This is a genomic window from Pseudomonas sp. PAMC 26793 (assembly GCF_000313235.1).
GTDB lineage: Bacteria > Pseudomonadota > Gammaproteobacteria > Pseudomonadales > Pseudomonadaceae > Aquipseudomonas > Aquipseudomonas yamanorum.
The window spans coordinates 464584-486746 of record NZ_AMXG01000038.1; the positions used below are offsets into that span (position 1 = coordinate 464584).

Annotated in this window: 21 protein-coding genes; 11 read left to right on the forward strand and 10 right to left on the reverse strand. The window is 60.7% G+C overall.

Annotated elements, in window-relative coordinates; all coding sequences use genetic code 11:
- Positions 1-122: 122 nt before the first annotated feature.
- Entirely contained in the window at positions 123-1019 is an 897-nt protein-coding gene (locus D109_RS0119560; RefSeq protein ID WP_017478360.1) for a LysR family transcriptional regulator, read from the reverse strand.
- A 155-nt stretch (positions 1020-1174) separates the two neighbouring features.
- On the opposite strand from D109_RS0119560, the gene D109_RS0119565 reads away from it, so the two are divergent.
- From D109_RS0119565 to D109_RS0119605, 9 genes are all read left to right on the forward strand, one after another.
- Positions 1175-2665 (forward strand): aldehyde dehydrogenase family protein, encoded by a 1491-nt coding sequence (locus D109_RS0119565; RefSeq protein ID WP_017478361.1) that lies wholly within the window; start codon positions 1175-1177, stop codon positions 2663-2665.
- Positions 2666-2835: 170 nt separating this feature from the next.
- Positions 2836-4119 carry an FAD-binding oxidoreductase gene (locus D109_RS0119570; protein WP_017478362.1) on the forward strand — a complete coding sequence of 428 codons (1284 nt, stop codon included), beginning with the start codon at positions 2836-2838 and terminating at the stop codon, positions 4117-4119.
- A 376-nt stretch (positions 4120-4495) separates the two neighbouring features.
- Complete coding sequence (locus tag D109_RS0119575; RefSeq protein ID WP_017478363.1) at positions 4496-5632, forward strand: ABC transporter substrate-binding protein; 1137 nt, start codon at positions 4496-4498, stop codon at positions 5630-5632.
- Positions 5633-5841: 209 nt separating this feature from the next.
- The gene (locus D109_RS0119580; RefSeq protein WP_003217447.1) at positions 5842-6756 is read left to right on the forward strand and encodes a branched-chain amino acid ABC transporter permease; all 915 of its coding nucleotides are present in this window, start codon (positions 5842-5844) and stop codon (positions 6754-6756) included.
- Between the two features lie 2 nt (positions 6757-6758).
- A complete protein-coding gene (livM, locus tag D109_RS0119585) occupies positions 6759-8036 on the forward strand; it encodes a high-affinity branched-chain amino acid ABC transporter permease LivM (protein WP_017478364.1) in 1278 nt (425 codons plus the stop codon).
- Positions 8033-8908 (forward strand): ABC transporter ATP-binding protein, encoded by an 876-nt coding sequence (locus tag D109_RS0119590; protein WP_010173909.1) that lies wholly within the window; start codon positions 8033-8035, stop codon positions 8906-8908. The genes livM and D109_RS0119590 overlap by 4 nt, the downstream gene beginning before the upstream one ends.
- A complete protein-coding gene (locus tag D109_RS0119595) occupies positions 8905-9621 on the forward strand; it encodes an ABC transporter ATP-binding protein (protein ID WP_010173912.1) in 717 nt (238 codons plus the stop codon). The genes D109_RS0119590 and D109_RS0119595 overlap by 4 nt, the downstream gene beginning before the upstream one ends.
- Before the next feature lie 805 nt (positions 9622-10426).
- Positions 10427-11194, forward strand: a complete 768-nt coding sequence (locus D109_RS0119600) for an SDR family oxidoreductase (protein WP_017478365.1) — start codon at positions 10427-10429, stop codon at positions 11192-11194.
- A 158-nt stretch (positions 11195-11352) separates the two neighbouring features.
- Positions 11353-12258: a cation diffusion facilitator family transporter gene (locus D109_RS0119605; protein WP_017478366.1), complete on the forward strand. Its 906-nt coding sequence runs from the start codon at positions 11353-11355 to the stop codon at positions 12256-12258.
- Here D109_RS0119605 and D109_RS0119610 read toward each other — a convergent pair.
- From D109_RS0119610 to ureE, 5 genes are all read right to left on the reverse strand, one after another.
- Positions 12230-13360 (reverse strand): AGE family epimerase/isomerase, encoded by a 1131-nt coding sequence (locus D109_RS0119610; RefSeq protein ID WP_017478367.1) that lies wholly within the window; start codon positions 13358-13360, stop codon positions 12230-12232. The genes D109_RS0119605 and D109_RS0119610 overlap by 29 nt on opposite strands.
- 182 nt (positions 13361-13542) lie before the next feature.
- Positions 13543-14115 carry a HupE/UreJ family protein gene (locus D109_RS0119615; protein ID WP_017478368.1) on the reverse strand — a complete coding sequence of 191 codons (573 nt, stop codon included), beginning with the start codon at positions 14113-14115 and terminating at the stop codon, positions 13543-13545.
- A 24-nt stretch (positions 14116-14139) separates the two neighbouring features.
- Complete coding sequence (gene ureG, locus D109_RS0119620) at positions 14140-14754, reverse strand: urease accessory protein UreG (RefSeq protein WP_003217431.1); 615 nt, start codon at positions 14752-14754, stop codon at positions 14140-14142.
- A 23-nt stretch (positions 14755-14777) separates the two neighbouring features.
- The gene (locus D109_RS0119625) at positions 14778-15452 is read right to left on the reverse strand and encodes an urease accessory protein UreF (protein ID WP_017478369.1); all 675 of its coding nucleotides are present in this window, start codon (positions 15450-15452) and stop codon (positions 14778-14780) included.
- On the reverse strand, positions 15449-15949 hold the full coding sequence (ureE, locus tag D109_RS0119630; protein ID WP_017478370.1) for an urease accessory protein UreE: 501 nt from the start codon (positions 15947-15949) through the stop codon (positions 15449-15451). Before ureE ends, D109_RS0119625 begins: the two co-directional genes overlap by 4 nt.
- Before the next feature lie 338 nt (positions 15950-16287).
- Between ureE and D109_RS0119635 the strand changes: the two genes are divergently transcribed.
- Positions 16288-16776, forward strand: a complete 489-nt coding sequence (locus tag D109_RS0119635) for a C40 family peptidase (protein ID WP_026078090.1) — start codon at positions 16288-16290, stop codon at positions 16774-16776.
- Position 16777: 1 nt separating this feature from the next.
- On the opposite strand, the gene D109_RS0119640 is transcribed toward D109_RS0119635, so the two are convergent.
- Entirely contained in the window at positions 16778-17410 is a 633-nt protein-coding gene (locus D109_RS0119640; protein WP_017478372.1) for a TetR family transcriptional regulator, read from the reverse strand.
- A 151-nt stretch (positions 17411-17561) separates the two neighbouring features.
- Positions 17562-18011, reverse strand: coding sequence for a hypothetical protein (locus D109_RS0119645; protein ID WP_017478373.1), 450 nt, complete (start codon positions 18009-18011; stop codon positions 17562-17564).
- Between the two features lie 368 nt (positions 18012-18379).
- Between D109_RS0119645 and D109_RS0119650 the strand changes: the two genes are divergently transcribed.
- The gene (locus D109_RS0119650) at positions 18380-20449 is read left to right on the forward strand and encodes an AsmA family protein (protein WP_017478374.1); all 2070 of its coding nucleotides are present in this window, start codon (positions 18380-18382) and stop codon (positions 20447-20449) included.
- 127 nt (positions 20450-20576) lie between these two features.
- Here the strand turns inward: D109_RS0119650 and D109_RS0119655 are convergent, their stop codons facing one another.
- Positions 20577-21107 (reverse strand): bacterioferritin, encoded by a 531-nt coding sequence (locus D109_RS0119655; protein ID WP_017478375.1) that lies wholly within the window; start codon positions 21105-21107, stop codon positions 20577-20579.
- A 54-nt stretch (positions 21108-21161) separates the two neighbouring features.
- Complete coding sequence (locus D109_RS0119660; RefSeq protein WP_177325531.1) at positions 21162-22118, reverse strand: LysR substrate-binding domain-containing protein; 957 nt, start codon at positions 22116-22118, stop codon at positions 21162-21164.
- Between the last annotated feature and the right edge of the window lie 45 nt (positions 22119-22163).

Sequence of the window (22163 nt, forward strand, 5' to 3'; positions counted from 1 at the left end):
TCAGCTGGGCATTGTTGTTTGGCCCTTGACGCCTTCGCGAGCAAGCCCGCTCCCACATTTGGAATGCATTTCAAATGTGGGAGCGGGCTTGCTCGCGAAGGCGGTATTGCAGGCGACGCGCCTCAATCAGACTCAACCTGCTCCATCATCCACTTCACAAAATCCCGCACCTTGGGCACTTCCGCCGAGTGCTCGGGGTAGGCCAGGTAATAGGCATCCTGGCTCGGCATCGCGTGCTGCCAGGGGATCACCAGCTTGCCTTCGGCCAACTCTTCTTCCACCAGAAACCTGGGCAATAGCGCCACGCCGCAGCCCACTTGTGCGGCGCGGATGCACATATAAAAGGTTTCGAAGCGCGGCCCGTGGTAGCTGTGTTCGGTGTGATAACCCTGGGCGGCGAACCAGTCGTGCCAGCCCTGAGGGCGCGAGGCGTTTTGCAGCAGCACCAGTTCGCTGAGTTGCGTGGGGTCGGTAAACGGTTGCGCGGGCAGGCTGTCGGGCGAGCACACGGGCACCAGTTCTTCGCTGAACAGCTTCAGGCTTTCAGTGCCAGGCCGTGAGCCCTGGCCGAAGTAGAAGGCCAGGTCGGCCTTGCCTTGCAGCAGTTCGTCGGGCTCCTGTTCGTTGCACAGGTCCAGGTGAATCTGCGGATGCCGCAGTCGCCAGCCCTTGAGGCGCGGCACCAGCCAGCGCGCGCCGAAGGTGTAGGGCGTGGAGACCCGCAGCACTTCAGTCTCGCCGCCGTAGGAGCGCAGGTAATGGGTGGACATCTCCACCTGGGTGAGGATCTTGCGCACTTCCACCAGGTACAGATCGCCCGCCGGGGTCATCTGCAAGCGACGGCGCACCCGGCGAAACAGCAGGTGCTGCAGCAGTTCTTCCAGCTGCGCGACCTGTTTGCTGACGGCGCTCTGGGTAAGGTTCAGCTCTTCGGCGGCGCGAGTAAAACTCAGGTGGCGGGTGACCGCTTCGAAACACTGCAGGGCGGTGATCGAGGGCAAATGTCTTTTATTCAGCACGGCACGCCTCTTTTTGTTCTTAGCATGAATAAACGGAATGATATCTCGCCTAATCGTCGTTTGTTGGCAAGTCTTGGGCCAGCTACAAATAAGGCCTGGATCGCCGCGAGCGTTGGCGGCGCATATTTTGTTTTTACAGCTTGAAGGAGTGACCCATGGTTGCCGCATTGCTTGATCGTCTCGGGGTAAACCCGGCGCTGTACCAGTCGGGAAAACAGCCCGTGCATTCGCCCATTGATGGCAGCCGGATTGCCAGTGTGCACTGGGAAGGTGCCGCCGAGGTGGAGCAGCAGGTCAGTCGCGCCGAGCATGCATTCGACGCCTGGCGCAAGGTGCCGGCCCCCCGTCGTGGTGAGCTCGTGCGCCAGTTCGGCGACGTGTTGCGCGAGTACAAGGCCGACCTCGGCGAGCTGGTGTCGTGGGAAGCCGGCAAGATCACCCAGGAAGGTTTGGGTGAAGTGCAGGAAATGATCGACATCTGCGACTTCGCCGTCGGCCTGTCGCGTCAACTGTACGGCTTGACCATCGCCTCCGAGCGCCCTGGCCACCATATGCGTGAAACCTGGCACCCGCTGGGCGTGGTCGGCGTGATCAGCGCGTTCAACTTTCCGGTCGCCGTATGGGCGTGGAACACCGCGCTGGCGCTGGTATGCGGCAACGCGGTGATCTGGAAACCCTCAGAAAAGACCCCGCTCACCGCCTTGGCCTGCCAGGCGCTCTTCGAGCGCGTGTTGAAGAACTTCAGCGATGCGCCGCCGTATCTCAGCCAAGTGATCATCGGTGGCCGCGATGCCGGCGCCGCACTGGTGGATGACCCGCGCGTTGCGCTGATCAGCGCCACCGGCAGCACCCGCATGGGCCGCGAAGTGGCACCGAAAGTCGCCGCACGTTTTGCCCGCAGCATTCTCGAGCTGGGCGGCAACAACGCGATGATCCTCGGCCCAAGCGCCGACCTGGACATGGCCGTGCGCGCCATCCTGTTCAGCGCCGTCGGTACCGCCGGGCAGCGCTGCACCAGCCTGCGCCGCTTGATCGCCCATGAGTCGGTGAAAGAGGAAATCGTCACCCGCCTCAAGGCCGCGTATTCCAAAGTGCGCATCGGCCATCCGCTGGAAGGCAACCTGATCGGCCCGCTGATCGACAAGCACAGCTTCGAAAACATGCAGGACGCCCTGGAGCAAGCCTTGAGCGAAGGCGGCCGGGTGTTTGGCGGCAAGCGTCAGTTGGAAGACAAGTTCCCCAACGCTTACTACGTGTCGCCGGCCATTGTGGAAATGCCGGAGCAGAGTGATGTGGTGTGCACCGAAACGTTTGCACCGATTCTGTACGTGGTGGGCTACACCGATTTCGCTGAAGCGCTGCGCCTGAACAATGCGGTGCCACAAGGCCTGTCTTCGTGCATCTTTACCACTGACGTGCGTGAAGCTGAGCAGTTCATGTCGGCGGTGGGCAGTGATTGCGGGATCGCCAACGTCAACATCGGCCCGAGCGGCGCGGAGATTGGTGGCGCGTTTGGCGGTGAGAAAGAGACCGGTGGCGGGCGTGAGTCGGGTTCGGATGCATGGCGCGGGTACATGCGTCGCCAGACCAACACCGTGAACTACTCGCTGGAACTGCCGCTGGCCCAAGGTATTACCTTCGACTGATACCTCAAGTCGGAGTGAGTTCAATGTGGGAGCGGGCTTGCTCGCGAAAGCGGTGTGTCAGTCAACGAATACTTATCTGATCCACCGCTTTCGCGAGCAAGCCCGCTCCCACAGTTGATCGTATTTACAATTCGGAAAAGTGGTTTGTTAGGTCTCATCGGAGTCTGGCAATGGCATTACGCGAAGCATGTTTGTGGGAACAACTGACCCCTGGCCGGCCGGATCGCGCCGCGCTCAAGGGCGAGGTCAAGGTGGATGTGTGCGTGATCGGCGCCGGGATCACCGGTTTGTCGGCGGCCATTCATCTGCTGGAACAAGGTAAAAGCGTCGCCGTACTCGAAGCCCATCGTACCGGCCACGGTGGTTCGGGGCGCAACGTGGGCCTGGTCAACGCCGGGATGTGGATTCCCCCGGACGAGATCGAAGCCGGTTTTGGCACAGCGGTGGGCAGCCAGCTCAACCGCATGCTCGGCGCGGCACCGTCCCTGGTGTTCAGCCTGATCGACAAATACAACATCGATTGCCAATTGCGCCGCGAGGGCACTTTGCACATGGCGCATAACGCTCGTGGTGAGGCGGATCTGCGCAGTCGTGAAGAACAATGGAAGCGTCGCGGCGCACCGGTAGAACTATTGACCGGCGCGGCCTGCGAGCAAGCCACCGGTACCAAAAAGATTGCTGCCGCCTTGCTCGACCGGCGTGCTGGCACCTTGAACCCGATGGCCTATACCAGCGGCTTGGCCAATGCCGCAGTCGGGCTGGGGGGGCAGTTGTTTGACCATTCCCCGGTCACTCAACTGGAACGCCAGGGCCAGCACTGGTCTGTGCAGACTGCCCAAGGCTCGGTGCAGGCCGAGCAGGTGGTGATTGCTTCCAATGCCTACACCGAAGGCGAGTGGACCGAGCTGCGCCGCAACTTTTTCCCCGGTTATTACTATCAGGTGGCGTCGGCCCCACTGACCGACGAAGCGGCACAACAAATTCTCCCGGGCGGCCAAGGCTCCTGGGACACCCGCCAGGTACTCAGCAGCATCCGCCGCGACGACGAGGGCCGGCTGTTGCTTGGCAGCCTGGGCAACGGCAACCAGAAACCCACCTGGTTCCTCAAGGCCTGGGCCGATCGGGTGCAGCAGCACTACTTCCCGTACCTCAAGCCGGTGCAGTGGGAATGCACCTGGACCGGCTGCATCGCGTTCACTCCGGACCACTTGATGCGTCTGTTCGAGCCGGCTCCCGGTTTGGTGGCGGTTACCGGTTACAACGGGCGCGGCGTGACGACCGGCAGTGTGGTGGGCAAAGCCTTTGCGGACTACCTGTGTCACCAGGATCCACAGGCACTGCCGATCCCCTTCGCACCGATGCAGCCGCTGGCCGGTGTGGGCCTGCGCAGCTGTTTGTATGAAGCGGGATTCTCGCTGTATCACGCGGGCCAATGCCTGCGGATCGTGATCTGATCAACGAAATACCGCTCAGAAGCCTGCATTTTCCTCGCCGGCTACTAATCTGTATTGGTGCGAGTCGTAGCAGTAACGCACTGTAAATGTGCACTTCCGTTACGCATGCTGTTACAGGTTCAAGGGTGGCCGTTTGATGGCCGGGTTGCAGCGCTTGATCGGCCGGGTTGCACTTTATGAGTCCAATGGTTGCACCTGGTTGAGTTAGACGGTTGCACGTCCAATCAAAAGGCGCCCAAAAACCTGTAATTACAATGACACCGTGTCTTTTTGAATAATAAAAACGTAATGGCACGCCGCTTGCTCTGGGCTTTCGCTGAAAGTTTTTGAAGTGAAGCTGCAGTGCCAATTCAACAAAAACCTCGGAGCACCACTCATGTCCCAGACGTTTTACAAGAAAGGTTTTCTGGCCCTCGCCGTTACTGCGGCGCTGGGTGTTTCTGCGTTTGCTCAAGCTGATGTGAAGATTGGCGTAGCGGGGCCGATGACCGGTGCCAACGCGGCATTTGGCAAGCAGTACATGACAGGTGCCCAGGCGGCAGCCGACGTCATCAACAAGGCCGGTGGCATCAATGGCGAGAAAGTCGTGCTGGTTGCCGGCGACGATGCCTGCGAACCCAAGCAGGCCGTGGCCGTGGCCAACCGTCTGGTTGACCAGGACAAAGTGATCGGCGTGGTCGGGCACTTCTGCTCCTCGAACACCATTCCGGCCTCCGAGGTTTATAACGACGCGGGTGTGATTGCGATAACTCCAGGCTCCACCAACCCGCAAGTGACCGAGCGCGGCATGACCGCCATGTTCCGTATGTGCGGCCGTGACGACCAGCAAGGCATCGTGGCCGGCGACTACATTGTCGACGTGCTCAAGGGCAAGAAAGTCGCGGTTATCAACGACAAGGACACCTACGGCAAAGGTTTGGCAGACGCTACCGCGGCGCAGTTGACCAAGCGTGGCGTGAAGCCGGTGCTGGAAGAAGGCCTGACCCGTGGCGAGAAAGACTTCAGCGCCCTGGTCACCAAGATCCGCTCCACCGGTGCTGATGTCGTGTACTTCGGCGGCCTGCACCCGGAAGCCGGTCCACTGGTTCGCCAGATTCGTGAAGCCGGCTTGAAAGACGTCAAGTTCATGTCCGATGACGGCGTGGTCACCGACGAACTGGTAGCGACCGCCGGCGGCGCACAGTATGTGGACGGCGTGTACATGACCTTTGGCGCCGACCCGCGTCTGCTGCCAGACAGCAAGGCCGTGGTGGAAGAGTTCCGCAAAAGTGGCACCGAGCCTGAAGGCTACACCCTGTATGCCTATGCTTCGCTCCAGGCCCTGGCCGCTGGCTTCAATGGCGCCAAGTCCAACAAGGGCGAAGACGCGGCCAAGTGGCTGAAAGCCCACCCGGTCAAAACCGTCATGGGCGAGAAGACCTGGGATGCCAAGGGCGACCTGAAAGTCTCCGACTATGTGGTTTACCAGTGGGACAAGGATGGCAAGTATCACCAGCTGGAAAAGCAGAAGTAATCCGAACTGACTGCATGACCTCTCTGTAGGAGCGAGCTTGCTCGCGAAGAACGTCAACGATGACGCGGGCATCCTGGATGCATGCGTCGCTCTCGGGTTTTTCGCGAGCAAGCTCGCTCCTACAGTGGGCGAGTGCCGAGCCTCTGTTTTCCTCCTAGAAGATCCGCACACACACCAGTGTGCAGGCTCTCACTGCGTGAGATTGCGTTATGGATGGTATTTTCCTGCAGCAACTGGTCAATGGGCTGACCCTCGGGTCGGTCTATGGCTTGATCGCCATCGGCTACACAATGGTCTATGGCATCATTGGCATGATCAACTTCGCCCACGGCGAGGTTTATATGATTTCCGCTTACCTCGCGGCGATCAGTCTGGCACTGCTGGCTTACTTCGGCATCGAATCCTTCCCGCTGCTCATCCTTGGCACCCTGATCTTCACCGTCGTCGTCACTGGCGTTTACGGCTGGGTCATCGAGCGTGTCGCCTACAAACCGCTGCGCAACTCCACCCGACTGGCCCCGCTGATCAGCGCCATCGGTATCTCACTGATCCTGCAGAACTACGCGCAGATCGCCCAGGGCGCCAAGCAACAAGGCATCCCGACGCTGCTGGCCGGCGCCTGGAGAGTCGACATCGGCACCGGCTTCGTGCAGTTGACCTACACCAAGGTGTTTATCCTGGTGGCCGCGTTTGTCGGCATGGGCCTGCTGACCTACATCATCAAGTACACCAAGCTCGGCCGCATGTGCCGCGCAACCCAGCAAGACCGCAAGATGGCGTCGATCCTCGGCATCAACACCGACCGGGTCATCTCCTACGTATTCGTGATTGGTGCCGCCATGGCCGCGTTGGCCGGTGTGCTGATCACCCTGAACTACGGCACGTTCGACTTCTATGCCGGCTTCATCATCGGCATCAAGGCATTTACCGCAGCGGTACTCGGTGGCATCGGTTCCCTGCCTGGGGCCATGCTGGGCGGGATCATCCTGGGTATTTCCGAGTCGCTGTTCTCGGGGTTGATCAACTCTGACTACAAAGACGTGTTCAGTTTCTCCCTGCTGGTGGTGATCCTGATTTTCCGTCCCCAGGGCCTGCTCGGTCGCCCACTCGTGGCGAAGGTATAACTATGTCTGCTGCCTACTCTATCGATATCAAGAAAAGTGTGGTCGATGCGGTACTCGCCGGGCTGATTTCGCTGATCGTGTTCGGTCCGATCGTCGGCGTGGTCCTCGACGGCTACAGCTTCAACCTGCAACCGGCGCGTGTCGGCATCCTGGTGGCCATTGTGATGGTCGGCCGCTTTGCCATGAGCCTGTTCCTGCAAACCCCCAGGGGCCTGCGGATTCTGCAAGGTTTTGAAAGCACCGGTTCCGGTGTGCATGTACTCAAGCCCGACTACAAATCGCGCCTGCGCTGGATCATCCCGGCGTTGATCGTGATTGCCATTGTGTTCCCGTTCTTCGCCAACAAGTACCTGTTGACCGTGGTGATCCTCGGGCTGATCTACGTGTTGTTGGGGCTGGGCCTGAACATCGTGGTGGGCCTGGCCGGGCTGCTCGACCTGGGTTACGTGGCGTTCTACGCCATCGGTGCCTATGGGCTGGCGCTGGGTTATCAATACCTCGGCCTGGGCTTCTGGACAGTGCTGCCGCTGGCGGCGATCTGCGCGGCGCTGGCGGGGTGCATTCTCGGGTTCCCGGTGCTGCGAATGCACGGGGATTACCTGGCGATCGTGACCCTGGGCTTCGGTGAAATCATCCGCCTGGTGCTGAACAACTGGCTGTCGTTTACCGGTGGCCCAAACGGCATGCCAGTGCCGTCGCCAACGTTTTTCGGCCTGGAGTTCGTGCGTAAGGCAAAGGATGGCGGGGTGCCGTTCCACGAGTTCTTCGGCATCGACTACAACCCCAACTTCAAATTCCTGTTCATCTACATCGTGCTGTTCCTGGTGGTGCTGCTGGTGCTGTACATCAAGCACCGCCTGACCCGCATGCCGGTGGGCCGCGCCTGGGAAGCCTTGCGCGAAGATGAAATCGCCTGCCGTTCCATGGGCCTCAACCACGTGCTGGTGAAGCTCTCGGCGTTCACCATCGGCGCTTCCACTGCCGGCCTGGCCGGGGTGTTTTTTGCCAGCTACCAGGGCTTCGTCAACCCGTCGTCGTTCACCTTCTTCGAGTCGGCGCTGATCCTCGCCATCGTGGTGTTGGGCGGCATGGGCTCGACCGTCGGCGTAGTGATTGCCGCGTTCGTGCTGACCGTGGCGCCGGAGCTGCTGCGCAGCTTCTCTGAATACCGCGTGCTGCTGTTCGGCGTGTTGATGGTGGTGATGATGATCTGGCGACCACGGGGCTTGATTCGCATCAGCCGTACCGGTGTAGTCCCACGTAAAGGAGTGGCGCCATGAGCAAGGAAGTCGTCCTCTCCGTGGAACACCTGATGATGCACTTCGGTGGCATCAAGGCCTTGAGCGATGTGAGTCTCAAGGTCGAACGCAACTCGATCTTCGCCCTGATCGGCCCCAATGGTGCCGGCAAGACCACGGTGTTCAACTGCCTGACCGGTTTCTACAAAGCCTCCGGCGGCAAGATCGAACTCAATGTGCGCGGCAAGCAGACCAACGTGATCCAGCTGCTGGGCGAGCGCTTCAAGGCCACCGACTTTGTTTCACCGAAAAGCTTCTTCAGCCGGGTGTTCTACAAAATGTTCGGCGGCACCCACCTGGTGAACCGTGCCGGTTTGGCGCGCACCTTCCAGAACATTCGCCTGTTCAAGGAAATGTCGGTGGTGGAGAACCTGCTGGTGGCCCAGCACATGTGGGTCAACCGCAACATGCTCGCGGGCATCCTCAACACCAAGGGGTACCGCAAGGCAGAAAGCGATGCTCTCGACCATGCCTTCTACTGGCTGGAAGTGGTGGACCTGGTGGACTGCGCCAACCGCCTGGCCGGCGAGTTGTCCTACGGTCAACAACGCCGCCTGGAAATCGCCCGCGCCATGTGCACCCGGCCGCAGATTATCTGCCTCGACGAACCGGCTGCCGGCCTCAACCCCCAGGAAACCGAAGCCCTCAGCGCGATGATTCGTCTGCTGCGGGACGAGCACGACTTGACGGTGGTACTGATCGAACACGACATGGGCATGGTGATGAGTATTTCCGACCACATCGTGGTGCTGGACCACGGCAACGTGATTGCCGAGGGTGGCCCTGAAGCAATCCGCAATGATCCTAAAGTGATCGCGGCTTACCTGGGCGCTGACGAAGAGGAGCTGGTATGAGTGAGCCAATCCTCGAACTGAAAGACCTGGACGTGTTCTACGGCCCGATCCAGGCCTTGAAAAAAGTCTCGCTGCACATCAACGAAGGGGAAACCGTCAGCCTGATCGGCTCCAACGGCGCGGGTAAGTCCACGCTGCTGATGTCGATCTTTGGCCAGCCACGGGCCGAGTCCGGGCAGATCATCTACCGCGGCGTCGACATTACCCACAAGTCGTCCCACTACATCGCCTCCAACGGCATTGCGCAGTCGCCGGAAGGGCGGCGGGTGTTCCCCGACATGACCGTCGAGGAAAACCTGCTGATGGGCACCATCCCGATTGGCGACAAGTTCGCCACCGAGGACATGCAGCGGATGTTCGAGCTGTTTCCGCGCCTCAAGGAGCGGCGTAACCAGCGGGCAATGACCATGTCCGGTGGTGAGCAGCAGATGCTCGCCATCGCTCGTGCGCTGATGAGCCGGCCCAAGCTTTTGCTGCTGGACGAGCCGAGCCTGGGGCTGGCGCCGATTGTGGTGAAGCAGATCTTCGCCACGCTGCGGGAGCTGGCGTCTACCGGCATGACCATCTTCCTGGTGGAGCAGAACGCCAACCATGCGCTGCGCTTGTCTGACCGGGCGTACGTGATGGTCAACGGCGAGATTCGCCTTACAGGCACCGGCAAGGAGCTGCTGGTGAATGAGGAGGTGCGTAACGCCTACCTCGGCGGGCACTGATGTAACTCTGATCGTTCCCACGCTCCGCGTGGGAACGCCTCTTGTGACGCTCTGCGTCACGCTTTGGGACGCAGAGCGTCCCGGCCTGCATTCCCACGCAGAGCGTGGGAACGGTCAGCGTGGGAACGCTCATCCACAGTGCTTTCCTGAAATTGTGGACAACAAATCCAGACACCTGCCAAAGCGCGACATATAGCCGCCGCAAATCCCTGTTTTGTCACAGTTTTGACTTGTCCCCAACCACTGTGGAACCGGCTGTGGGTAACGTGGGAGTAGCTGGCTGTAGCCCTTTGTTTCCGTGGCTTGTAGCGCGGTGGTTGTTTATTGATCAGTGAGTTTTTCGCGACCGCCCGAGGGTTTTGTCAACCTGTTTAAAGACACAGGTATATGACCGGAAGATGTCACTCCGGCCTGTGGATAAGTCTGTGACTAAACTCTGGAAAGAGTGCCGCAGAGGCCGGAACGACTGGCCCGGAGCCATCGTCCTGATTGCACCGTTTTGAAGCGGGCTACATATGGCTCGCTCAAGGTCAAGCAAAAAACTTTTTGAATCGCGCTGAAAGCCTTGTGTACTGCGGCTTTCAGCTTTTGCACTTGCCCCCAAAGACTGTGGACGGGGCTGTGGATAAGGTGCGCGCACATGGCTGGACGCCACGGCCTGTATGGCTCCCAAGTGATTGGTTGAATTTCGTACAGTATGAGCGGCATTCACCTGTGTCTACAGCGTGTATCAGTTGCCGCCAGCCCGGCAGCCGGGCATTCTGCTGGCTGATTTTTTACCTCGTAGCCCCGCAAGGAGAACACCATGTCCAATACGCTGTTTATTACTGGCGCGACCTCCGGTTTTGGCGAAGCCTGTGCCCGCCGTTTTGCCGAAGCCGGCTGGAAACTGGTGCTCACCGGCCGTCGCGCAGAGCGTCTGAATGCCCTGTGCGCCGAGCTTTCCAAGCAGACCGAAGTGCTCGGCCTGGTGGTGGACGTGCGTGACCGCAAAGCCATGGAAGAGGCAATTGCCAACCTGCCGCCTTCCTTTGCCACGCTGCGCGGGCTGATCAACAACGCCGGCCTGGCGGTGGGCACCGACCCTGCGCCCAAGTGCAGCCTCGACGATTGGGAAACCATGGTCGACACCAACATCAAGGGCCTGCTGACCACCACCAGCCTGCTGTTGCCGCGCCTGATCGCCCACGGCCGTGGCGCCGGGATCATCAACCTTGGCTCCATCGCCGGCAGCTACCCGTACCCGGGCAGCCACGTGTATGGCGGCACCAAGGCCTTCGTCAAACAGTTCTCGCTGAACCTGCGTTGCGACTTGCAGGGCACTGGCGTGCGCGTGACCAACATCGAGCCGGGCCTGTGCGAAAGCGAGTTCTCCCTGGTGCGGTTTGCCGGTGACCAGGCGCGTTATGACGCGACCTATGCCGGTGCCGAGCCGATCCAGCCACAGGACATTGCGGACACGATCTTCTGGGTGCTGAACACCCCGGCGCACGTGAACATCAACCGCCTGGAACTGATGCCGGTCAGCCAGACCTGGGCCGGGTTTGCGATTGAGCGTGGTGCCAAGGGCTAAGCTCGTCGAGCTGTTGTGGCGAGGGAGCAAGCTCCCTCGCCACAGATTTTTGTCAGCCTTGAATATGCGGCAAATCGGCCAAAACAGGACATAAGGTACACTCCACCCCTGAAAACCCCGCCGCGCTGTGCGGTTCAAAGGTTTTGACAGGAGGATATGTGAGTAACCGAGGTGAGCAGTCGCTGCTCAAACAATCGACCATCCTGATGTTCGCCGTGGCGATCGCCGGGATTGTCACGGGTGTGGTGTCGGGCGCCCAATCGATTTTATTCGACGGCTTTTTCTCGCTGATCGCCACCGCCATCAAGGTGCTGATGCTGATCACGGCCAAGCTGATCGCCAAGAAAAGCAACGAACGTTTCCAGTTCGGCTACTGGCACCTGGAACCCATGGTGCTGCTGATCGAAGGCAGCTTCCTGCTGTTGATCGCCATCTATGCGTTTCTCAACGGTGTGTTCGGCATTATCAATGGCGGGCGCGATATCGAGTTGGGTCTGGTGATCATCTATGCGGCGGTATTTACCGTCGTCGAGTTCGCCTATTTCTTCTACGTGCGTTATCGCAATCGAACGCTCAAGTCGTCGCTGATCCAGTTCGACAACATCAGCTGGCTGGTGGACGCGATGCTGTCGGTGGGGTTGCTGGTGAGCTTCCTGGCGGCGCTGTTGCTCAAGTCCCAGGGCTACGGGCAGTGGGCGGTGTATGTCGACCCGTTAATCCTGATCCTGCTGGCGTTGAGCATGCTGGCGCCGGCCTTCAAGATCCTGCGTCCGGCGCTACGGGATGTGCTGGGAATTGTGCCGGACCAACTGGACGGCAAAGTCCGCGAAGTGATGGACGCGGCCCAGGCCAAGCATGGTTTTGACGACTACGTGTCCTACGTGCAGAAGCACGGGCGGGCGCGGTTTATCGAGATTCATGTGGTGCTGCCGGCGGATTACCCGGTGGATAACGTCGCCACCCTGGACGGACTGCGCGAAGAAATATCCACAGGGCTGGGCAAACCGGACGCGGCCCGCTGGCTGACGATCAGTTTTACCGGGGATCGCAAATGGATTGCGTAAGGCCCAGGTAGCACGTCGCCAAGTGGTAAGGCGTGGTCGACGGCATGTCCCGTCGGCTGACTTGCCCCTTGGCATCCAGGCACTCATTCCAGCCTTTGTCGTGCAGGAAGCGCTGTTGCAGCGCCAGCAATTGGCGTTGCAGCACGGCTTCACTGTTGGGCCGCAAGGTCAGCGCCCGCAGGTATTCGGCCTGGGCCCAGATGCGTTGGGTACCGTCACGCAGGCTGCCGTCCAGGGCCAGCATGCCGCTGACCGCGCCGGTCAGGTTATCCACACCCTTTTGCTCGGCATAGCTGAACGCTTTGTTCAGGGACGCGTGCAGCGGTGTGCCTCGCAACAAGTCCGAAGACTCCAGCAGGAAGAACCATTCGAACTGGTGTCCCGGCTCAAACCAGTTATCCACAGCCCCCAGGGGTTTTTCCATCATCACGCCGTGTTGGCGGTCGATGAAGCGCTTTTGCAGGGCGTTGGCCAGGTCCAGCAATGCGTCCTGGGTGACGGCGTGTTCACGCACGGCCAGCGTGGCGAGGAAGCCTTCGGCCAGGTGCATCAACGGGTTTTGCAGAGGGCCGGACTTGAGGGACGACCAGTTACGCTCCAGCACCGCTTCGTACAGGCCGTCGCCGGTGGCGAAGCGTTCGGCGACCACTTCCAGGGCTGCGTCCAGCACCGACTCCACCAACGATTCACGCACCTTGGCCCAATAGTGGGCGCAGGCAAAGATGATGAAGGCGTGGGTGTAGAGGTCCTTGCGTTTGTCCAGCGGCTTGCCGTGGGCGTCGATGCTGTAGAACCAGCCGCCATGCTCGGCGTCGTGGAAGTGCCGTTGCAGGGAGCGGAACAGCGCAGCGGCGCGTTCCTCGGCAAAGGCTGCGCCGGGCTCGCCGATCAGGCTGGCGAACAGGTACAACTGCCGTGCGCAGGCCATGGCGCGGTAGCGCTGCGGGGGCAAAGGCCGATGGTCGGCATCCAGGGCCTCATAGGGCAGCGCCAGGTCGGCATTCCAGCCCGGGCCATGCCAGAGCGGCACGATCAGGTCGTGGAAGTGCGTCAACACAGCGGTCAATTGAGGCTTGAGGGCGGAGCTTGGAGCGATGGGCATCGGCTGGCGTCGTCACGGCAGGGGTGTTTGCGCGACATGGTATCAGGCTTGGGATCGGTGTTGTCTTTACTGCCGCCTTCGCGAGCAAGCCCGCTCCCACATTCGATCGAGTTCCATTGTTGGAATGCAGTCGAATGTGGGAGCGGGCTTGCTCGCGAAGAGGCCCTCAGGAGCAACGAAAATCAGGCCGCGAGCAACCAAACCCCAGTCGCCGCCGACGCCGCACCCGCCACCCGCACCAACGGCGCTGCCGCCGCCGGCAGGAAGCGCACCACGGCATAACCCGCCGCATGCAGAACCGCCGTCGCACCCACGAACCCTACGGCATACGCCCAAGGGCTGGACATATCAGGCAGTTCCAAACCATGCGCCACGCCATGGAACAGCGCAAACAGTGCAGTCGCCGCCACCGCCACGAACAACGGTGGCCGCACCGCCAGCGCAACCGCCAAGCCCAGCGCCAGCACCGACGCGGCAATCCCGCTTTCCAGCGCCGGCAGTTCCAGCCCTTCAAAGCCCAGCATCCCGCCGATCAGCATGGTGCCGACGAAGGTGCACGGCAGCGCCCAGCGTGCTGAGCCTTTCTGTTGGGCGGCCCACAGGCCCACGGCGAGCATCGCCAGCAAGTGGTCGATGCCGCCCAGCGGGTGGCTGATACCGGCCACCAGGCCGTTGTCGCCGTGGCCGGGGTGGGCGAAGGCGAGGGCGGGAGTGAGCAGCAAGGCTGCGGCTGCGAGAAGTGTATTGAGGCGCATGGACAGGCTCCTTGTTGAGGTTGATCAGGCTGCGGTCAGCAAGCCCTGGCGTTCGATGAAGGCGACGATTTCTTCCAGGCCGACGCCGGTTTTCTGATTGCTGAAGACGAAAGGTTTACCACCGCGCATACGCTGGGTGTCGCTGTTCATCAGCTCCAGGGACGCGCCCACCAGCGGCGCCAGGTCGATCTTGTTGATCACCAGCAGGTCGGATTTGCAAATCCCGGGCCCGCCTTTGCGTGGCAGCTTGTCGCCGGCCGACACATCGATCACGTAGATGGTCAGGTCCGACAGTTCCGGGCTGAAGGTGGCCGACAGGTTGTCGCCGCCGGATTCCACCAGGATCAGGTCCAGGCCGGGAAAGCGCCGGTTCAGTTGGTCTACTGCTTCGAGGTTGATCGAGGCGTCTTCGCGAATCGCGGTGTGGGGGCAGCCGCCGGTTTCTACGCCGATGATGCGCTCGGGCGCCAGGGCCTGGTTGCGCACCAGAAAGTCGGCGTCTTCACGGGTGTAGATATCGTTGGTGACCACCGCCAGGTTGTAGCGATCACGCAGGGCCAGGCACAGGGCCAGGGTCAGGGCGGTCTTGCCGGAGCCGACCGGGCCGCCGATGCCGACGCGCAGGGGTTGGGTGTTCATATGATTCTCCAAAATAAAAGGCCCTAGGAACGGAACAGGCGGCTGTACTGGCGCTCATGGGCCATGCACGCCAGGGACAGGCCAAACGCGGCGCTGCCGTAGTGATCGGGGTCGAGTTGGCTGGCGTTCTGCTGGGCTTGTTGCAGCAGCGGCAGCAGTTCACTGGTCAAGCGCTGGGCGGCTTGCTGGCCCAGTGGCAAGGTTTTCATCAGCACCGCCAACTGGTTTTCCAGCCAGCTCCACAGCCAGGCGGCCAGGGCGTCGTCGGGGCTGATCTGCCAGGCGCGGGCGGCCAGCGCCCAGCCCAGGGCCAGGTGCGGTTCGGGTCGCTGGGCGAGAAACGCCCGCGCGGCGTCATCCAGTTCCGGCAAGCCGTTCAGCAGTTGGTGCAGGGAGTAACCCATCTGCCGGCTTTCCTGGTACAGCTCGCGTGTTTCGCGGCTGGCACGGTGTTCCTCACACAACTGCGCGAGGCGTGGCCAGTCCTGTTCAGCGGCGGCCTTGCAGTGGGCGAGCAGCAGCGGCGCTTCGAAGCGTGCCAGGTTGAGCAACAGTTGATCGCTGATCCAGCGCCCGGCACTCGCCGGGTCGGTCACGCGGGCTTGCTCCACGGCCATTTCCAGGCCCTGGGAATAGCTGTAGCCACCAATCGGCAACTGCGGACTGGCCAGACGCAATAGCGCCCAGGCTGGGTTCATAGACGTACGCCGAACTGATGCAGCTTGGGTGGGTAGTTGAAGTCTTCGTCGCCATGGCGGGAGTGATGGTGGCCACCGCCATAGGCGCCGTGTTCCGGCTGGAACGGAGCCTCGATGGTTTCAGTGGTGGCGCCCAACTGGTCGAGCATGGCCTTGAGCACGTAGTCATCCAGCAGGCGCAACCAGCCGTCACCCACTTGCAGCGCCACGTGGCGGTTGCCCAGGTGATAGGCGGCGCGGGTCAGTTCAAAAGCACTGCTGCAGGTGACGTGCAGCAGTTGTTCAGGCCGGGCGCACACGCGTACGACACGTCCGTCTTCAGCCTGTAGGAATTCGCCATCGTGCAGCGGCGGTTGGCCGCGCTCCAGAAACAGGCCAACGTCTTCTCCGTCGGCACTGAAACAGCGCAGGCGGCTTTTGCTGCGGGCTTCGAAATTCAGCAGCAACTCTGCGGCCCAGACGGGTTCGGGGGCGATTCGGCGGTGGATCACCAGCATCAGAAAGCTTCCAGCTATGAGCGATAAGCAAGCTAGAGCAAGGGTCTTGCCAACCACGCGGGGAGTAGGAATTCCCTGTAGGCAGGCGACTTATGCCACCTGATGGCGCAGGAAATTATTCCAAAATGTTTCATTTTGGTGCGTGAGTGGATTTATAGCACCGGATTCGGGCGCTCAGCGTTGAATTCCATGGCGTACTGCATGAAATTTCTTTCATCTTTGGCGGGTGGGTGAGCGGTTTCGGATTTTTCCTACGTAATTGTAGGATTGGGCGGTCATCAGGTTACGCGCTGTTTCATTAGGATTCCGCTCCGTGTTTAATTCTCAGCGGTTCCACCATGTACAAGTCATTTTTCTGTTTAATCATTGTCAGTTTGTCACTCGCTCTTTCATCCGCTTCGGCCAATCTCCAGCGGGCCCCAGCCTTTGTCCCGCGGCCTGCTATCGACAATGTGATCGATCGTGCTCATGCGCTGCTGGGGACGCCCTACAAGTGGGGCGGAACCTCGGTGAGGCAGGGCTTCGATTGCAGCAGCTTCCTGGTATACCTGTTCAAGACCGAAGCCGACATTCATCTGCCCCGCACCACTTCGGCGATGCACCGCTCAACGGCAGCCACGGTCAAGCGCGAAGCATTGCAACCGGGCGATGCGGTGTTTTTCAGAGGCAATGGGCGCGGCCAGGTCAGCCACGTCGGTCTCTATATAGGCGAGGGCAAATTCATTCACTCGCCACGCACTGGCAAAAGCGTGCGCATCGATTCACTGGCCAACAGTTACTGGAACAAGAACTACACCACCGCCAAGCGTTTCCACGCCGTGCGCTGATTTATTCTGTGCTGCCCAGCCCCTGCCAATGCTTGAGGCCAATGAAGATAAAACGCAGTTGCTGGGTGATCTTGGCTTGAGGGGTGAGGTGCGCAGGCAGCGCTTCGGCGGGCGGGTCGATGATGTCGGGCAGGGTGGCGAACACGCTCTTGACGATCAGGTCGGCCATCACGTGCAAGCCGTCGGCATCCAGGTGCTGGAGCTTGGGCATCAGGGTCAGGTCGGCGGCGAGGTCGCTGGTGATGTCTTCGCGCAGGGCACCGATTGCTTGGCGCACGGCGAGGCTGCCACCGTATTGCTCGCGGGCCAGGAACAGGAATTGCGAACGGTTGGCGGCGACCACATCCAGGAAAATCCGTACCGAGGCATCGATGATGCCGCCCATCACGAATTCATTGTGGCGCACCAGGCGAATCGTCGCGCGGAAGGTCTGGCCGACTTCACTGACCAGTACCAGGCCCAACTGATCCATATCGGCAAAGTGACGGTAGAAACCGGTGGGCACGATGCCGGCGGTCTTGGCCACTTCACGCAGGCTCAGGCTGCCAAACCCACGGCCACACTCCATCAGATGGCGGGCTGCGTCCATCAGGGCGAGTCGGGTCTGTTGCTTCTGTTCGGCACGGGGCAGCATTGGCAGGCGGGCTTTGTGGACAAGGACAGCGACGCACTCTAGCAAATCAGCTTTGCCAGCGTCGAACTTCAAAAGGGAGAAGGGCGTTGCGGTTCACACAAAGTCAAAGCCCGATCGGCTGATCGGGCTTTTTTCCAGGGCCAGCACGGGCTTAGCTCTGTGCTTGATGCAGTTCTTGCAGACGGTCAGCACCGCCTTCCACTACGCCGTCAGCATAGGCGCGTTTGTTGGCACGGCTCGAACCATCTTCAACCAGACCTTTCTGTTCCAGGCGATCACGGCCACCTTCGGCAACAGCGTTGCGTTCCATCAGGCGATCAGCGCCACCTTCAACCAGGCCTTTCTGTTCCAGACGATCACGGCCACCTTCAGCAACGCCTTCGGTGTAAGCGCGTTTGTTGGCTTGGTCCGAACCGTTTTCAGTGATGCTGCCGTTGTAGTCGGTGTTGTTCTTGTCCGAAGCGCCGCTGCGAGCCAGGGTTTGGCTTACGTGGGAAGCGTCGGCTTTCACTTGCGGAGTAGCCTGTTCAGCAGCTGGCAGGGCAAATGCGCTGGTGGCCAGGACGGAAAGTACAAAGCTTGCGAGTAATTGGCGTTTCATGATGGGTTGCTCCTTGGGAGGGCGATAAATTGGGTACAGGGCTAATGCTACTCTTGATAAGTCGATATAAAAGTTCATAAACACAATGGTAATAATCAACAGAATTGATTGTTCCCTGCGAAGGCTCTATCTCGCAGGTCTCAAACCCACGCTTTTGCACCGAGGTGGGTATTTTCGACACGAACGTGGGTAACAACGGTGCGTGGCTGATGAGTGAAACTGTCTGGTTGGTCAGGAAAGGCGATTTTTACCGCTAATTCATCAATGGGGTTAAACCCCCGTGCCGTTTGTCAGTCGTAGCCATATAAGCTGTAGTCAAAACGTGCGCCGCAAGGCGCCCGCTCAGTCGTAACCTGGAGTCCTGTGCAATGACGCGCACTCGTAAAATTCTCGCCTGGAGCTGCGCCAGCTTCGTGTTGTTAATCGCCATTGTGGTGCTGGTCCTGGTGTTCTTTGACTGGAACCGGATCAAGCCGCCGCTCAACGCCAAGGTCTCCGAAGAGCTGCATCGATCGTTTGCCATCAATGGCAACCTGGCGGTGGTGTGGCAGCGTGAGCCCGATGAAGGCGGCTGGCGCGCCTGGATTCCGTGGCCCCATGTGATTGCCGAAGACCTGACCCTGGGCAACCCCGACTGGTCGAAAACCCCGCAGATGGTCACCCTCAAGCGCGTGGAATTGCGCATCTCGCCCCTGGCGTTGCTGGCCCAGCGCGTGGTGATCCCGCGTATCGACCTCACCGAGCCGAGTGCGCAGTTGCAGCGCCTGGCCGACGGCCGCGCCAACTGGACCTTCAAGTTCGACCCCAAGGACCCGAATGCCGAACCGTCCAACTGGGTGGTGGATATCGGTGCGATTGGTTTCGACAAAGGCCACGTAACCCTTGACGATCAAACCCTCAAGACCCAACTCGACGTAGTGATTGATTTGCTCGGCAAGCCGATCCCCTTCGGCGAGATCGTCGGGGATGCCGACGCCAAGAAAGCCCTGGAAAAAGGCTCGGCGCCGCAGGATTACGCGTTCGGTCTCAAGGTCAAAGGCCAGTACCACGGCCAGAAGCTTGATGGCACCGGCAAGATCGGTGGTCTGCTGGCGTTGCAGGACGCGGCCAAGCCGTTCCCGCTGCAAGCCCAGGCCAGGATCGGCGACACCAGCATCGCGCTGGCCGGCACCCTGACCGACCCGATGAACCTCGGCGCCCTCGACCTGCGCCTCAAGCTCTCCGGCAGCAGCCTGGGCAATCTCTACCCGCTCACCGGCGTGACCCTGCCGGATTCGCCCGCCTATTCCACCGACGGCCACCTGATCGCCAAGTTGCACGAGGCCAGTGGCGCGTCGTTCCAGTATGAAAACTTCAACGGCAAGATCGGCAACAGCGACATCCACGGCAACCTTGGCTACGTCGCCAGTCAGCCGCGGCCCAAACTCACCGGCGCGCTGGTTTCCAATCAGTTGTTGATGACCGACCTGGCGCCGCTGATTGGCGCCGACTCCAACGCCAAGCAAAAAGCCCGTGGCGGCGAAAGCAAGCAGCCGGCAACCAAGGTGCTGCCGGTGGAAGAGTTCCGCACCGAGCGCTGGCGCGACATGGATGCTGACGTCGAATTCACCGGCAAGCGCATCGTCCACAGTGCTGAATTGCCGTTCACCGACCTTTACACCCACCTGGTGTTGAACGACGGCCAGTTGAGCCTGGAGCCCCTGCGTTTCGGCGTGGCCGGTGGCAAGCTCGACGCGCAGATTCGCCTCAACGGGCGCACCACGCCGATGGAAGGCCAGGCGAAACTCACCGCGCGCAACTTCAAGCTCAAGCAGCTGTTCCCGACCTTCGAACCCATGAAAACCAGCTTTGGTGAACTCAACGGCGATGCGGATATTTCCGGGCGCGGCAACTCCGTCGCGGCATTGCTTGGCACGTCGAATGGCGATCTGAAGATGTTGATCAACGACGGCGCCATCAGCCGCGGACTGATGGAAATCGCCGGGCTCAACGTCGGCAACTACGTGGTCGGCCGCCTGTTTGGCGATAAGGAAGTGAAGATCAACTGTGCGGCCGCAGACTTCGGTATCAAGTCGGGCCTGGCGACGACTCGTCTGTTTGTGTTCGATACCGAGAACGCGATCATCTACATCGATGGCACCGCGAACATGGCCAGCGAGCAGCTTGACCTGACGATTACCCCAGAGTCCAAAGGCTTCCGCCTGTTCTCCCTGCGCTCGCCGTTGTACGTCAACGGGCCGTTTATCAAGCCGAATGCTGGCGTGAAGGCGGTGCCGCTGATGTTGCGTGGTGCGGGTATGGTTGCACTGGGTGTGATTGCCGGCCCGGCGGCGGGTTTGCTGGCGCTGGTAGCGCCGAGCGGCGATGAGCCGAACCAGTGTGCGCCGCTGCTGCAACAGATGAAGGAAGGCAAGGCGCCTAAAACAGTGAAGGGCTAGCTGATGATCGTTCCCACGCTCCGCGTGGTAACGCCGCCTTGGACGCTCCGCGTCCGCTCTTGGGGCGTGACGCAGAGCGTCACAAGATGCGTTCCCACGCAGAGCGTGGGAACGATCGGGGAAAGGCTTACAGGTCCTTCAGAATATCCGCCATGTCGTCAGCGTGTTCTTCTTCCTGGGCCAGGATCTCTTCGAAGATCCGGCGAGTGGTCGGGTCTTTGTCGCCGATGTACTGGATGATCTCGCGATAGCTGTCCACCGCGATGCGCTCGGCCACCAGGTCTTCGTAGACCATTTCCTTCAGCGTATTGCCCGCCACGTACTGCGCGTGGGAGTTTTTCGACAGCAGGTCGGGGTTGAACTCCGGTTCGCCACCCAACTGCACGATGCGCTCGGCCAGCTTGTCGGCGTGTTCGGCTTCCTGGGTGGCGTGCTCGAGGAATTCCTCGGCGGCGACATGCGCCTTGACGCCATTGGCCATGAAGTAGTGGCGCTTGTAGCGCAGCACACACACCAGTTCGGTAGCCAGCGATTCGTTGAGCAGACGCAGGATTTCCTGGCGGTCGGCGTCATAGCCTTCAGTCACGGCACCGTTTTCGACGTTCTTGCGGGCGCGGTCACGTAAAGTGGCTACGTCAGACAAATGTGAGTCAGTCATCTCATTCTCCTGGTACTAATCCGGTTTTGCGCCACGCTCTGCCGGCGTGATCGCTCACTGGTTGTGAGTCCCAGGTAACCCGAAAAGTTTTATCGGATTTTCCAGCGTGTGTCCCGACAGCCGCGCTTCCTCCTGCAACCACTCAAAAAACGCCCGGACCGGCGGGTGCCGTTCCCGCCCCGGCACGCACAGGGCGCTGTAGCCGGCGCCGTTGACGCGGATCTGTGGCCGGTAAGGCACCAGCAACCCGCTGGCGACGCTTTCCGAGACCAGGATATTGCTCGCCAATACCAGGCCCTGGCCGGCAATCGCTGCTTGCAAGGCGTAGTGTTCTTCGTCGTATTCGCGCAGTGGCGAGGCGGATTGCAACCAATCTTCCCCGGCCTTTTCGCACCAGGCCTGCCAGCCCAGGGCGTATAGCTTGGAGTTGTGCCAGCGCACGCTGATCAGGGTCGGGGTGCGCTCGCGCGCCAGGGCGACTTGTTCGGGGGAGCCATACACGGCAAAACACTCATCGAACAGGCACAAACCGTACAGGTTCATGTAGTCGTCGATGCTGTAGCGGATCACCAAGTCGACGCTGGCGTCTTGCTGTAAATCCACGACGGCGCAGTTGGTGTCCAGGCGCAGGCTTATATCCGGGTGAGCGGCATAGAAGCGGCCGAGTCGCGGCACCAGCCACAGAGCAGCGAACGCCGGCGTGGTGGATAAGGTGAGATTGCCGGCGCTGCGTTGCGGGCGCAGGGTGTCGACGCTTTGCGCGACGTCCAGCAGGGCGCCATGCAGGCTGTGGAACAGGCGCTCGCCGCGTTCCGTCAGGCGCACCTGGCGCGGCAGGCGCTCGAACAGCAGCACGCCGAGCCAGGTTTCCAACGAGCGAATCTGATGGGACACCGCCGTCGGCGTTACCGACAACTCCTGGGCGGCGGCCTTGAAGCTCAGCAGGCGCGAGGCCGATTCAAAGGCGCGCAGGGCGGTCAGGGGCAGCGAGGCAAACATGTGAGGCTCCATGGATGAGTTCAGTTCATCCAAAACAACTATTGCTCATTTGTGAGG